Genomic DNA, 13,990 nt, shown 5'->3' on the forward strand with positions numbered 1-13,990 from the left:
CGCAACATGATCGTGATCATCTACGCTTATGCCTAGTCAGCGTAGCCCCCCATGTATTACGCAGGCCAGAATGTAAAACACCCTTGCTCTGACGCAGTGATAGCTACAGGCACTTTGCAGATGGCCCGCTTGATCTGAACACCCGAATGAAGCCAGGCGTCGGATCGTCTGGATGATGGTCAAGGATAGATATTTATGCAGCAGTACACTGCGCAGGCCTTCTGGACTCTCGCGCCCGGCCAAGGGGTGCTGCGAGAACAAACGCTCATTAACCCCACCTCAGATGACGTACTGGTGCGCACCTGCTATAGCGCCATCAGCCGAGGCACCGAAAGCCTGGTCTTCAAGGGCCATGTGCCTCCCAGCGAATATGCCCGCATGCGTGCCCCTTTTCAGGAAGGTGAGTTTCCCGGCCCAGTGAAGTACGGTTATGCCAATGTCGGCATCGTCGAACAAGGGCCAGACTCACTGCTTGATCGCCACGTATTTTGCCTTTATCCCCATCAGGACCGCTACGTCGTGCCGGCGGCACGGGTTGTACCCTTACCGCCAGGAATTGACCCAGCACGCGCCGTATTGGCGGCTAATATGGAAACGGCGATCAATGGTCTGTGGGACGCCGCGCCGCGTGTCGGTGATCGGATTGCGATTATTGGCGCAGGCGTTGTCGGCGCCCTGCTTGCGTTTTTATGCGCGCGCATCCCCGGCACCCATGTGCAGCTCATCGATATCGATGAACGCCGCGCCAAATTGGCCAAAACGCTGGGCACTGATTTCCAATCGCCGGATAGCGCCGCAGGGGATAATGATTTGGTCATTCACGCCAGCGGCGCCCCCACAGGATTAAAAAATGCGTTGCAGCTTGCCGGCCATGAGGCAACGATCATCGAAATGAGCTGGTTCGGTCAACAGGAGGTCAGCCTGCCGCTGGGCGAAGCGTTTCATGCCCGGCGGCTGACCATTCGCGCCAGTCAGGTCGGTACCGTTTCCCCTGCTCGCGTGGCACGCTGGGACTACAACCGTCGCATGGCACTGGCGCTAGAACTGCTAAACGATAAACGCCTTGATGCATTGATTGACGGTGAGAGCGCCTTCAGTGACCTGCCCGCCACCATGCCGTGGGTGGTCGCCACACCCGGCACGCTCTGCCACCGCATCCGTTATTTCGACACACCAAATCCCTCAGGAGAGTAACCATGTACAACCTTACCATTCGCGACCACTTCATGATCGCTCACAGCTTTCATGGTGATATCTTCGGGCCGGCACAGCGCATGCACGGCGCCACCTACGTCGTTGATGTTACCTTCAAGCGTCCAGAGCTCGATGATGATGACTTGATCGTCGATATCGGTCAGGCCAGCCAGGTATTGGCAGAGACACTGGCCAAGCTGAATTTTCAAAATCTCGACGAAATCCCTGAATTCAAGGGACGTAACACCACCACCGAATTCATGGCACGGATCATTTTCGATCGTCTTGCCCAGGCGATTCGTGGCGGGCAGTTGGGCGATACTGGCAAAGGACTGAGCGCACTTGGCGTGACGCTGCATGAATCGCATATCGCCTGGGCCAGTTACGAGAGCGAGCTTTGAACGCACTCACCTTCATTGTGCCAGGCCACCTCGGTCAGTTGACCGGTGGCTATCTTTATGACGCGCGCATGATCGAGCAACTACGTATCAACGGCGTAGCTGTCGAGGTAGTCGAGTTGGCCGGGCAATTCCCCGAGGCTGACGAGAGAGCGAGAGAGGCATTAACGCATGCACTCAATGCACTCGATGATGGTGCCCGGGTAGTTATCGATGGCCTGGCACTTGGCAACCTGCCCGACATCGCGGAACGCCACGCTACCCGGCTCGACATGACCGCCCTGATCCATATGCCGTTGGCCGACGATCAGGGCATCGATGAAGACACCATCGCACGCTTTCTCATCAGCGAACGGCGAGCGCTGGCGGCCATGCATGATGTCATCGTCACCAGCGCCTTCATGGCCCAGCGTCTTAGCCACTATGGCGTCGAGCTGAGCCGCATTCATGTTGTCGAACCCGGTGTCACGCCTGCAGCCCTCGCGCAGGGCAGCGGCGACGAGATAAAACTGCTATGTGTCGGCACGGTGTCCCCTGTCAAGGGACAGGACATACTGGTCGAGGCGCTGGCGAAACTGCAGGATCTGCCCTGGCAGTGCGACTGTATCGGCAGTCTTGAGCGTGCGCCGCAATACGTACAGTGCCTCAGGGCGCGCATCGACCAGCTCGGTTTGAATGAACGCATCCACCTGCCAGGCCCCTTTCCGCCCGCCACACTCGATGAGTTCTATCATCGAGCCGATCTGTGCATCCTGCCATCACGCTTTGAAAGCTATGGCATGGTGGTTGACGAAGCGATGGCGCACGGCCTGCCCATGGTCACTACGAATGCGGGCGCACTGGCCTATACCGTACCCGACGATGCCGCCATCAAGGTGGAACCGGACGATGTAGATGCGCTCAGCGATGCCCTGCGATTGATCATGACCCATGCCTATCAGCGCGCACACCTGACCGAAGGGGCACGTATCGCCCGTAGCAGACTGCGCGACTGGCCAAGCGCAGGCCGAGCCTTTCTTCACGCGCTCAACCGAGAAAAGCAGACGTGACGCTACGCCATCAGCGTGAAATCGAACAGCACATCATCACCCAGAGGAAAGATTCGGCAGGGGGGCCGCAGTGCCTCATCCAGCGTGTCGATTTGCGGCAGCGTCAATGCTGGCCGACCCGAACCGATCATTATCGGCGCCACGGTAATTTGCAGCCGATGCAGGCAACCCGCCGCAAGAAAGCGCGATACCGTCACTCCACCGCCTTCGATCAGCACACGCTTGAGACCTCTGGCAGCCAGCGCGTCGAGCACCGCTCGCGGAGCAATACCTTGTTCACTGCCGGATATCTTCAGTACGGTAACATGCGAAGCACTGTCAGTAGCTCGGTTGCACGCGGCCTCATCGCAGGCCACGATATGCAGCGTAGGCGCCTGCGGCGCTTGAAATATCTGCTGCATGGAATCGACACGGCCCTGTGGATCAAGTACGACGCGAACCGGGTTTTCACCTTCGACGTGGCGCACAGTGAGCTGCGGGTCATCTGCAGCCACCGTACCTGCGCCAACGATGACGGCATCGACCAGAGCGCGCAGGCGATGCAAGTGAACGAGGCTCTCGGGGCCGGTGACATAGTGCGAATGACCACACGCCGTGGCGATTCGCCCATCAATACTCTGCCCAAGTTGGGCAATCGTGAACGGTGCAGGCTCGGTAACCAGCGGCAGATAGCGGTCGAGCAACTGCGAAGCCGCTGGCGTGGATTCAACCTCAGCACGCCATTGGCCGCCTCGTTGAACGTTGATGCCTGCCTTCCAGGCCTCAAAACCGAGCATTTCAGGACTAGCCGTAGTGAAGGAAGCCCAGTCCAGACATGCCATCCGACGTATGAGCCGCCAAGCATCATGCTCATCGAGAATCGTGGTAGGCATCTTACAGTTCCTGATGTGATTGCTATGCATGGGATTAAACCGCGGTATTAAGACCACACAGTGACGGATGAAGCGCATCCAGGCACTGCGTGTAAAATTTACAGCGACGCTAAGCTAAGGGAGAGGCTATGCGACAGGTTGAACGTGCGATATTCGATATCCGCCGTGGCTTACCGGTACTGCTGCGCGACGAAAAACAAGACACACTTGTACATCCCATCGAGGCCATCAATGACGCGGCGTTGACACATCTGGCCAGCGATGTTGGCGAATCTCCCGCCCTGGTGCTGACTCGCCACCGCCTGGCATCGCTCGGTCATCACATTAATGCCGACGCCGCCTGCCTGCCACTTGAACGCATCAATGAAATTGACGCCGCCACACTGAGCGCCTTGACCCAAACGCGTGCACCAATTGATGAGCATACGCCATTATTTGAGCGTTTACCGCAGGCCGCAGCACCTGCCGATCATGCGGCTCTGGCGTTGATGCGGCGTGCCCTGCTGATACCTGCCGCGTTGACCATGCGCGTGTCAGAGCAGCAGCGGCAGCGTCTCGAATCTCTGGTGGAAGAAGGCGAGATTCTGGCGATATCTGCAGCCAAGGCAGCACGCTGTGTCGATAGTGCCAGCGGCCTGCTCAAACGCGTCAGTGAGGCAAGCGTTCCGCTTGATGATGCCGAAAAGAGCCGTTTTATCCTGTTCCGTGAGCCCGACGGACTGCGAGAACATGTCGCGGTCGTGATCGGCGAGCCCGATCAGTGGCTAGATGCCGTACCAGTTCGCCTGCATTCGGCGTGCCTGACTGGGGATCTGTTCGGGAGTCTTCGCTGTGATTGCGGCGAGCAGCTACGCAACGGCGTTGCGGGCATCAATGCTATGGGCGGCGGTGTGCTGCTCTATCTGGCCCAAGAGGGTCGTGGTATCGGTTTGGCCAACAAGTTGCGCGCTTACACCCTTCAGGATGAAGGACTCGATACCGTTGATGCCGATCAGATACTCGGCTTCGGCGATGATGAACGGGGCTATGGCGTGGCCATCGACATGCTGGTGGAGCTCGGCATCAAGCGCATCCAGCTGCTGACCAATAATCCCAGAAAAATCGATGCCATGCAGCAAGGAGGCATCGAAGTGGTCGATCGACGTGCCCTGTTTGGCCGTCTCACGGAGCAAAATTATCGCTACCTCAACGCCAAGGCCACACGCTCAGGCCACATGCTGGACAATGTATTGAACGGGGACAGCTAACACGAGCGTACGCTGGGCAGAGCGCTGCTTAGCACGAAATAGTCCACGTCCCTTCGGCAGGCGGATGTTACCTATCCGCCGCCTTATGGCTCAGTACTTCACTGCCGTTATTCGCCAGCGCATCAAGTGCAAAACTCTGAGCATCTTCAATCAATTTAGCCAAACGCTCAGCATAATGCTCAACCAGCCGTGCCCCCATCTCGGCGTCCGCCAGGCAGGCATTACCGGTCACTCCCGCAGGATGAAGGTCATCAGCCATCCAGGCAAATCCCGCCTCGCCCTCGGGGCCAAGCGTTGAGCCTTGTGCAATCAGACGGTGGGCCAATGACGGCGCATCGAATATGGCTTCTGTGCGTACCTTATTCGGTGCCAAATACAGCATTAACGCTGTTTCCAGCGCGCCGCCATGCAATCCATGACGCAGTTCTTCCATCGGCAGCGCTTCAGCCGGCAGCGCAAAACGTGTATAGGTCGCCTTGACCACCAACAGGCCATACGCCTCACGCAGCTTGAGCGCGGCGATGTCCATTACTGCCTTGTTGCCACCATGACTATTGAATAGCATCAGACGCTTGATGCCTGCTGCAGCAAGCGCACGACCATGGGAGACGATCGTGTCAATAGCGGTTTCAGGAGGGAGGCTTAGCGTACCGGCAAATCGCGTATGTTCAAGACTCATGCCGACCATCATCGGTGGCAGCACAAACACCGAAGTATTTGCGCCAAGACGCGTCAATGCTGCATCCAGCAAGCCCTGATTAATATCGAGATCGGTAGACAACGGCAGGTGTGCACCGTGCTGCTCAATGGCGGCCAGCGGCAGGATAGCGAGAGTAGCATCATCAACTAGGGCAGCGATTTCCGTCGCGGTATAGTCCTGCCAGTAATGACGGCGTAAATGCTCCATTAACTCTCCAGAGGTTGTGCGATTCATTGAGGTATAAAGTGATCAAGCCGGAACATATCTACCTCAAGAAATCAAAAATGCTGGATAGGACAAAACGTCAGCATGGTCGTTTGCACGTACAAGTAAGCGCTCATACGCAGGCCCACCGGTAACATTTTTCAGGATTATGTTTAGCTTGGTAATCGACTGCAACAGCGCCCCGACAGGTTTATTCTACATATCATTTCTAAATCAGCCTGTTATTAGCATCTATCATTTTGTCTCTTCACCAAAACGACGTTCGTTAATGTCTTGTACAAAATCTAATCGTTTGTGCAGCGCTAATCGCGACTATTCTTGTACAAGCAACAACGGAAGTTGCTCATCAAGTCGTCACTTGACGTCATCGCTTAACGCATTAGGAGGAAGCCTATGTCGAGCAGCGAATACTACCAAGTACGCAATACCCGCCTAGCCGATATCCAGAAATTGCCCAGCGACTTGCTGGAGCGTTATCTACAAACCTGCCCTAAGGTCGTCAGGCGGCCTATCCTCAAGTTAAAAGCATCATGATGTCACCGTAGAATAGCGAAGCCGGCGTCGAAGGACGCCGGCTTTTTTATAAGCATGGCTACTATTCAGGTACAACCGGGCCTTATTACCTTCCCAACGACAAAAACTTTCGTCTATGCCACATTAATTCTTTAGATATCGCAGGTTACGTCGATATATGTCGGCATGCGCTAGCTTCACTTTGCGCCATCACGCCTTGTTGGAATGCCTTGATGCAAGACATAGAGCCTAAGCTGGTTAACATAAAAGACCCCGACCTCATTGCATCAGTGATTTATTCATTGATTGAGGGGACCTATGCCGTAGGCATCATTCTTGATGACGCAGCGCCTCATCATTGTCCCGTTCTGGCAACGAGCATCGATCCTGCCAGAGATGTGCTTCTGCTCAGCGTTTCTGCATCTGAAGAGGCGCTCATGAATCAAACAGTTCCCTTTCAATTCGGGCTGCTCGCTCAAAAAACATCTGAAACGCTGCGGTTCGATCAGATTACTGCCCATCATTGCAGAGTGCTTGGCGAACATATCGAGATCGAATGCGAAAAGCCTACCAAGCTGCAAGTCGCCTCCAAGCGTAGCGCGTATCGCATCCCGCTTGCCAAGAGCATGCCAGTGCCGGTCAGCATAGTGACATTTAAAGGTACCGCCCCTTTACAGGGCATACTTAGAAACCTTTCTCTGGGAGGCTGTCTGGTCCAGCTGCCGATCAATGACATCATCGGCATCAAGCGTGACGAGACACTTGCCCATCTCAGGGTGACATTTCCTAACGGTGAAACATTGTGCTCCTCCGCCCAGGTCAAGCACATGCGGATCGAGCCCAATACCAATCATGCCCTCATCGGCGTCCAGTTTACGTCACCGGCCAAGAGTTTCACTCAGCAGCTCTGGTATGTCATTCGCGAAATAGAACGTGAAGTAGCGATCAGAAAGGGCAACGCGGGCCAGATAGTGGCAGCATCTGAGCTTTTCAAACTGAACGATCCCGATAACGTTGCCCATTTCGAGTCATTGACTCAGTCATCAGGCACCCCCGAAGACAGCACGCCTATGGTCGTGCCGCTCAAGACTATTGCGCGTCAGCTTAATGCCCAGATTATTGCCCTGCAAAATGGTGAGCATCTCGCATCGGATGCCGTAAACGAATGTGCGATCTCATTACTCGCCCTGCTGCATGAGGATCGTCAGGCATTTTTTTACGCCCTGTCCTGCCTGAACGATCAGACCAGACTTATCCAGCATTCGCTCAATGTCGCTGGCAAGCTCGCTGACCTGCTCACCACCACGCCGCAGTACGCAACGTTAACCGATCAGATCATCGCAGCGGCCCTTATTCATGACCTGGGTAAACCGTTATTACTTTCCAATGAACTGAAGTCTCTGACAGGCGTTATGTCAGAATCTGAAAAGAGTCGGCTTAGAGCCCATCCCCGACACCTTTTCAAACAGGTCGACACCTCATCGTGGCTAAACAAGAACGTGGCTCTGGCGGTATTGGGTGGCATCAACGAGCGGCTCGATGGTTCCGGTTATCCGCTGGGGCTCAAAGCCTCCGCTCTGCCGGAGCTTTCGCGGATGGCAATGGTCGTTGATGTCATTGATGCGCTGACAAGGCCACGTGACGACCGTCAGGCATGGACCGCGCTTGAAGCCTATCGCTACATTCACGATCATCCGGAAAAGTTCGACGCCCAGTGGCTCACACGCTATATCAAGCGCCATGGCTTTCTACCGATCGGCAGCCTGATCGAGTTTTCCCACGGTTTTCTTGCCTGGGTCATGGCGCTCGATGAAAACGGCCGTCCCAGCAAGGTACGTGTAGTGCGTAACATGTCTCGCCCAACGATCAGAATCAACGAAGTCCTGAGTACCGTCGACTTCTACCAGCTCGGCGAGATCAAAAACGAGGTTAAGGCCGAGCGCTATAAGTTGCTACCCTTTTGAGCAGCCTACTAACTTACTCGCCGATTAAGCGCTGGCGAATCCCCGAGGCCCGCCAGACATGCCGCTGCACCGCGTGCCCCAGCGCACCGTCAAAAGCGCTCATCAAGTCACAGCGCGTCTTGGCTCGGGTCACTCCGGTATAAACAAGCTCCTTGGTCAGGATCGGATTGGGCCGGTCCGGTAACACGAACAGCACGTGATCGAATTCCGATCCTTGCGACTTATGCACCGTCATCGCAAATACCGTCTCGACATCGTTAAGTCGCCCAGGTAGTACCGCTCGGGTTCTTCTCCCTACGCCAGGCGAGGTGTCATCGCTCTGTTCAAAGAATACCCGAAGCCGTCCACCGGCTTGCGGGTCGGACAGAGTAATCCCGATATCGCCATTGTAGAGCCCCAGCTGTGGATCATTGCGCGTCACCATCACCGGCCGGCCGGCGTACCAGCCACGAGTTGCCTCGATCAACTTGTCACGATAGAGCGCATCGGTGATCAACTGATTAAGCCCCTCTACCCCCCAAGGTCCTCGACGTAGCGCACACAACACCTGAAAACGTGCAAAGAGATCAATAACCTCTAACGGCTCGGCGCCTTCATGCATGGCACGCAGATAGTGGCGATAACCCTTGAGTGCCTCTCGTAGCAGCAAGCTGTCGCGTCCATCGCTGAGCGCATGCCATTTGATATCACGGTAATCGGCACGCCAGACGTGCTTCAGTGCCTCAACATCCCCTTGATTGATCGCCCGGGCCAGCGCGCCGATGCCACTCTGCTCATGGAAGCGATAGCTCTTGCGCAGCACGACAATATGATCGAGCAGACCGCCGTCGCCATGCACGTCGCTGAAATCATCAGCCATCATGTGCGAAAGGAAGCTGACAACATCATGTCCATAGCCTCCCCGTTCGGCCCCAGCACATAAATCGCCCAGTACCGCCCCGGCTTCAACCGAGGCGAGCTGGTCCTTGTCACCGAGCAGCACCAGCCTGGCGTGATCCGGCAAGGCAGCAAGCAATGCAGCCATCAGTTCCAAATCGACCATCGACGCCTCATCGACGACGAGCAGATCAAGGGCAAGAGGATTATCAGCGTGATAACGAAAGTGACGCGTATCGGGACGCGCCCCCAGTAACCGGTGAAGCGTCGTCGCGTCACGTGGCATCGCCTGCTTGACTGCCGCATCGACGCTTAAACGCTCGATTGCAGCACTAATCGACTCGGTCAACCGTGCGGCAGCCTTCCCCGTTGGTGCGGCAAGACGAATCGTCATTGCCCGTCCCGTAGTGCCCAGCGCATTTTCCTGCAGTAGCGCGAGTAACCGGGTGACCGTAGTCGTCTTGCCGGTACCGGGCCCCCCCGAGATTACCGTCAGACGATTGCGCAGTGCCAAAGCACAGGCCGCTTTTTGCCAATCGCGTGACTCATCAACCGTATCGGAAGGTGACGTAAATAGCGCATCAAGCCTTGCACGCAGTCCATCACCTACCGGCAGCGGAGCATGCATGCGCTGCTTGAGCCGATACGCAACCTCGCACTCACATAGCCAATAGCGTTGCAGGTAAAGCCGTGTACCGTCGAGAATCAATGGCGCGGTTGGCGCAGGATCAGCACTCGCCTCGGTTACCAGCCGAGACTTCAGCAAAAAGTGACGCCACCCCTGTGCATCTTCAAGGCCGAGCGAGCGCAGCAGGCGAGCTGGCGCGACGGCTGGATGCTCAGGGTCGGGCCGGCCATCCTGCGGCGGCAATGACAGTACAGCATCGGGATCATCGAGCGCATGGGCCAGATCAAGGCAGATATGACCACGACCAAGCTGATGACTGGCCAGCGCTGCCGCCAGCAGCACGCAAGGCGCTGCCTCAGGATCACGACTGGCCAGGAATTCAGTGAAATACGCATCGAGCGCCCGCAACCAACCCAGCAGCACCCACTCATCAAGAATGTCCTCGAGTGGCGGCAACGCTGGAGCCTCTAATGATGGCTTTTCAGGCGCAGCCAACATATCGAACTGATCAAAGATGGAAAGCTGTTCAGGCATGATCGGACACCGGCTCATCACGTGTCTGGGTTGCACGCTCATCCTTTCCGTCAAGCCAACGGTCCAGCGTCTCGATCAGCTCATGTGAAGGGCGACGATAGAAAACCCCACTGCCGCCATGAGGTGTCATGCCTCGCATGAAGATATAAAACACACCACCGACGTGCGTCTCGAAATGATAATCAGGCAAGCGCGACTTGAGCAGGCGATGCAGCGCCAACGTATAAAGTACATATTGCAGATCATAGCGGTGCGCGACGACCGCCTCGGCCATGGCAGCATCAGTGTAATCGGCAGGCGTATCGCCTAGGTGATTGGACTTCCAGTCAAGCACATACCACCGGCCGCCCGCCTCGAACACCATGTCGATATAGCCCTTGAGCATACCTTCCAACCGGCGCGGCGCCAGCGCTGCCCGCCGCCCCGGTAACGGCTCGAACTCATGAACCAGCGCATCGAGACGTGTGCTGCGGGCATTGAGCGTGGGCAGCCAGAATTCAAGCTCGGTTTTCCACGTCGTGAGCCGGGCCAGCGATAGTCCGGGAACCGCAGCGTGTAGCGGCGTAGGCAAGATGTTACATAACCACTCGCTAAGCACCGGCTTCCAGCTGTTATCGTAATTCGAGAACCCTATACGGCTACTGACCAGGCGCTCAAGCTCTTCGGGATAGAACTCATCGCTGCCCAGTCGGTCAAAATCGACCGCTTCCAGCAGACCGTGCAGGAACGTTCCAGCACGCGGCCCACGCGGGAAATCGGCCAGCGTACGCACCGGAGGGTTCGGGATGGGCGTGGTTTCTTCCAGCACTTCGATATCGAGACCCAATTGAGTATCTGGCAATTCGCTGCTTGCCACGCCGCCCAACGCAACACCCTGCCCCGCATCGAAAGATTGCCGCGCGCCTTCGATCAAGGCGGTATAAGACGCAATCCACCAGCTATGATCAATGCGCCCCGTGAAACGTCGCGCGCCGCACGTCTTGTTGACGGCAGTGGCGAGTATCATGGCCTGCGACGGCCGGGGCAGTGGCGAGACGGCCACCACTCCGTCTTTGACCAGCGTACTGAAGCAGTGGCGTAACGCCTTGGCAGTCAACGCTTGATCATTGTCGAGCGTTTCAGCCAGCAGCGCGCCAAGCGCCGAACGCGCCAATGTCGTCGCTCCCGCCTCGGCATCCTTGGGAAGTTTGCCCTTAAACAGCGGCGCCACCCCAAGCCGACAGGCGAATTCGGCGCGCGTCAACGCGACATAAAGCAGACGCAGATCTTCAGCAAGACGCTCCTCATCGGCGGCTTTGCGCTGCTCGCTATCCGGCGCCAGCGCTACCGCGCGACCATGCGTTGCATGAGAAAACTTGAACGCTGTCGCCCGACTATCGATTTCTCGGTAATCGCAGATAAACGGCAGGTAGACGATGGGATACTGCAATCCCTTGGATTTGTGAATGGTCACTACCCGCACCAGGGTTTCATCGCTCTCCAGACGCTGAATCAACGACTCAGGATCAAGTCCCTGCTCGAAGCGCCCGGCCAGTGCGCGATGCAACCAGCGCAGCAGCGCCTGTTCCCCGTCAAGACGCTGGCTGGCGGATTGAGCCAATTCGCCCAGATGGAGCAGATCAGTCAGGCGACGTTCGCCGTCTGCGCAAGCCAGCAGGCGCTCACCGATACGAAAATCACGCATGACCGCCCGCAGCATAGGCAGCACGCCAAAACGCTGCCAGTGACGATGGTAGTCACTAAAGCGCTCGACCATCGCCTCCCACGCCAGTTCATCCTCCTCAATCCGTGCCACATCCGCCAATGAATCGGTCAACAAGCGTGTTGCCAGCGCCGCACGCAGGCTGCGATCGTCGCGTGGATGAGCAACCGCTTCGAACAGTTGGAGCACATGAAAGGCTTCACGCGAGTCGAACACCGAGGTCTTCTGGCTGAGATAAACGCTCTTGATACCCGCACGGCTCAGCACCTCGCGAATCATTTCGGCCTCTCGGCCTGTGCGTACCAGCACAGCGATATCGGCAGGCTTGACTGCTCGCAGCGTCCCATCAGCAGTGACAAATCCCGTTTGCCGTGAGCTACCCCCGGTAAGCAGCGCTTGAATATCCGCGCATGTCGCTTCACTCATCCACTTGGTGTAGTCATCCTTGCGTACTGAGTCGTCACCGTCAGGCAGCCAACACGTCAGCGCGGCTACCGATTGACCATCAGCGATCAGTTGCTCATCACGTCCATGAGCATCGACATACTCAAACGGAATGTCCTCAAAGCGAAACGGTTTGTTAGCGCAGGCGAACAGACAATTGACCGCCTCGACCATCGCATGGGTAGAGCGAAAATTGCGCGTGAGCGTAAACCGTGAGGGCGTTGCACGCCGTGCGACCAGATAGGTATGAATGTCAGCACCGCGAAAGGCATAGATTGCCTGCTTGGGGTCGCCGATCATCAATAATGCACAGGTCTCAGCGACATGTGCAGGGCTGTCGATAGAGGCAGGATAGATCGTCGAGAAAATGCGGTACTGGACCGGGTCGGTGTCTTGAAACTCATCGATCATCGCGACCGGCAGTTCACGGCGAATGCGTGCCGCCAGACGCGGCCCGGCGCTCCCGGACAGCGCATCGTCGAGACCATTCAATAGATCGTCGAAATCCCACACCCCACGCCGGCGCTTCTCGGCGATTAACGCCGCGACCAGAGCATCACGACAGTGAGCGAGAATCTGCGGCCGGGGATCGGGCTGATCAGCCTGTCGTGCCGTTAACTCATCAAGGATGGCAAAGAAATCGTGCCGTGGGCAGGTACCGCCTTTTTTCACGGCCCCTTCAAGTCGTGCCTGTCCGCACCACGGCTGCTTCTTGGAATCAAGTAGCGCGCCATCAAGTCCTGTTCCGCCGCCATCGGCCCATTGCTGTAGCGCGTCAAGCTTGGCTTCAAGGTCAGCCGGTTTGAACACGTTAGCCTTAAGTTGAGCCCCAGCGATGGCATCGCGCAATAGCGCGATAATCGTGTCGCTCTGAGCGTGCCACGCTGCCCTGGCCTGTGCGGCAAGACGCTCAAGTTCAGCCTGCGCATGCTCACACGGTTCCAATATCTCATCGAGCGAGGCAGGCGCTTCAATCAGCTCGCCTCCCCACAGCAGCGGCTGGGCACGCCCCCCTATAAGCAAGGGCCTGACTGCGTCGCCGAGCGCTTTGGGTGTCATCCAAAAGCCCGCGACCATCGCCTGCAATGATGCGGAAAGTGGATAAAACATGCGCCGCCAATAATCTTCCGCTGCGGCATCAAACAGGCTCTGCACGTCGCTGACCAGCTCGGCGGCAAACAGACTGCCGCTATCGAAGGCGTGACGTTTGAGCATGCGCTGGCAGAAACCGTGAATGGTGAAGATCGCAGCATCGTCCATCAGTCGTGCGGCCCCGTCGAGACGGCTGGCATACCGTTCATAGGCATCATCGGATACATCGGCCAACAGTTCCGCCAATACCTTGTCCGGGGCCATGCGTCCGAGCAGCACATCGCGCGCCTCCTTGAGACGCGTACGAATACGCGTTCGCAGTTCTTCGGTCGCGGCCTCGGTAAAGGTGACTACCAGAATTTCCGGCGGCATCAGCGGTCGTGGATAGGCCTTATCAGTGCCGTGGCCGAGCACCAGGCGCACATAGAGTGCGGCAAGCGTGAAGGTTTTGCCGGTACCGGCGCTGGCTTCGATCAGGCGACGACCCTGCAGGGGAAGTGTGGCGATATTCAAAGGCTGGCTCATGGGCGCATTACACCACCGAACGCCCGC

10 protein-coding genes are annotated in these 13,990 nt (G+C 57.0%); 6 read left to right on the top strand and 4 right to left on the bottom strand.

Annotated features, from left to right (window positions below):
* Positions 1-195 precede the first annotated feature (195 nt).
* The 3 genes from C3Z11_RS07565 to C3Z11_RS07575 are packed head-to-tail and all read left to right on the top strand — an operon-like array spanning position 196 to position 2,641.
* Complete coding sequence (locus C3Z11_RS07565; RefSeq protein WP_106477329.1) at positions 196-1,194, top strand: zinc-dependent alcohol dehydrogenase; 999 nt, start codon at positions 196-198, stop codon at positions 1,192-1,194.
* 2 nt (positions 1,195-1,196) lie between these two features.
* A complete protein-coding gene (locus C3Z11_RS07570; RefSeq protein WP_106477330.1) occupies positions 1,197-1,595 on the top strand; it encodes a 6-pyruvoyl trahydropterin synthase family protein in 399 nt (132 codons plus the stop codon).
* A complete protein-coding gene (locus C3Z11_RS07575) occupies positions 1,592-2,641 on the top strand; it encodes a glycosyltransferase family 4 protein (protein ID WP_262927290.1) in 1,050 nt (349 codons plus the stop codon). The genes C3Z11_RS07570 and C3Z11_RS07575 overlap by 4 nt, the downstream gene beginning before the upstream one ends.
* Before the next feature lie 2 nt (positions 2,642-2,643).
* Here the strand turns inward: C3Z11_RS07575 and C3Z11_RS07580 are convergent, their stop codons facing one another.
* Positions 2,644-3,513 (bottom strand): RibD family protein, encoded by an 870-nt coding sequence (locus tag C3Z11_RS07580; RefSeq protein WP_106477331.1) that lies wholly within the window; start codon positions 3,511-3,513, stop codon positions 2,644-2,646.
* A 128-nt stretch (positions 3,514-3,641) separates the two neighbouring features.
* On the opposite strand from C3Z11_RS07580, the gene ribA reads away from it, so the two are divergent.
* Entirely contained in the window at positions 3,642-4,760 is a 1,119-nt protein-coding gene (gene ribA, locus C3Z11_RS07585; protein WP_106477332.1) for a GTP cyclohydrolase II RibA, read from the top strand.
* A gap of 67 nt (positions 4,761-4,827) precedes the next feature.
* Here ribA and C3Z11_RS07590 read toward each other — a convergent pair whose 3' ends face one another.
* A complete protein-coding gene (locus C3Z11_RS07590; RefSeq protein WP_106477333.1) occupies positions 4,828-5,667 on the bottom strand; it encodes a creatininase family protein in 840 nt (279 codons plus the stop codon).
* Between the two features lie 411 nt (positions 5,668-6,078).
* Here C3Z11_RS07590 and C3Z11_RS16770 point away from each other — a divergent pair, with 411 nt between their 5' ends.
* Together C3Z11_RS16770 and C3Z11_RS07595 are read left to right on the top strand one after the other, a co-directional pair.
* Positions 6,079-6,219, top strand: coding sequence for a hypothetical protein (locus C3Z11_RS16770; RefSeq protein ID WP_158700944.1), 141 nt, complete (start codon positions 6,079-6,081; stop codon positions 6,217-6,219).
* 212 nt (positions 6,220-6,431) lie between these two features.
* A complete protein-coding gene (locus tag C3Z11_RS07595; protein WP_106477334.1) occupies positions 6,432-8,162 on the top strand; it encodes an HD domain-containing phosphohydrolase in 1,731 nt (576 codons plus the stop codon).
* Positions 8,163-8,175: 13 nt separating this feature from the next.
* Here C3Z11_RS07595 and recD read toward each other — a convergent pair whose 3' ends face one another.
* Together recD and recB are read right to left on the bottom strand one after the other, a co-directional pair.
* Positions 8,176-10,200 (bottom strand): exodeoxyribonuclease V subunit alpha, encoded by a 2,025-nt coding sequence (gene recD / locus C3Z11_RS07600; RefSeq protein ID WP_262927291.1) that lies wholly within the window; start codon positions 10,198-10,200, stop codon positions 8,176-8,178.
* The gene (gene recB, locus C3Z11_RS07605) at positions 10,193-13,963 is read right to left on the bottom strand and encodes an exodeoxyribonuclease V subunit beta (RefSeq protein WP_106477335.1); all 3,771 of its coding nucleotides are present in this window, start codon (positions 13,961-13,963) and stop codon (positions 10,193-10,195) included. The genes recD and recB overlap by 8 nt, the downstream gene beginning before the upstream one ends.
* Positions 13,964-13,990 lie beyond the last annotated feature (27 nt).

The organism is Phytohalomonas tamaricis, assembly GCF_003012345.1.
Taxonomy (GTDB): Bacteria; Pseudomonadota; Gammaproteobacteria; order Pseudomonadales; family Halomonadaceae; genus Phytohalomonas; species Phytohalomonas tamaricis.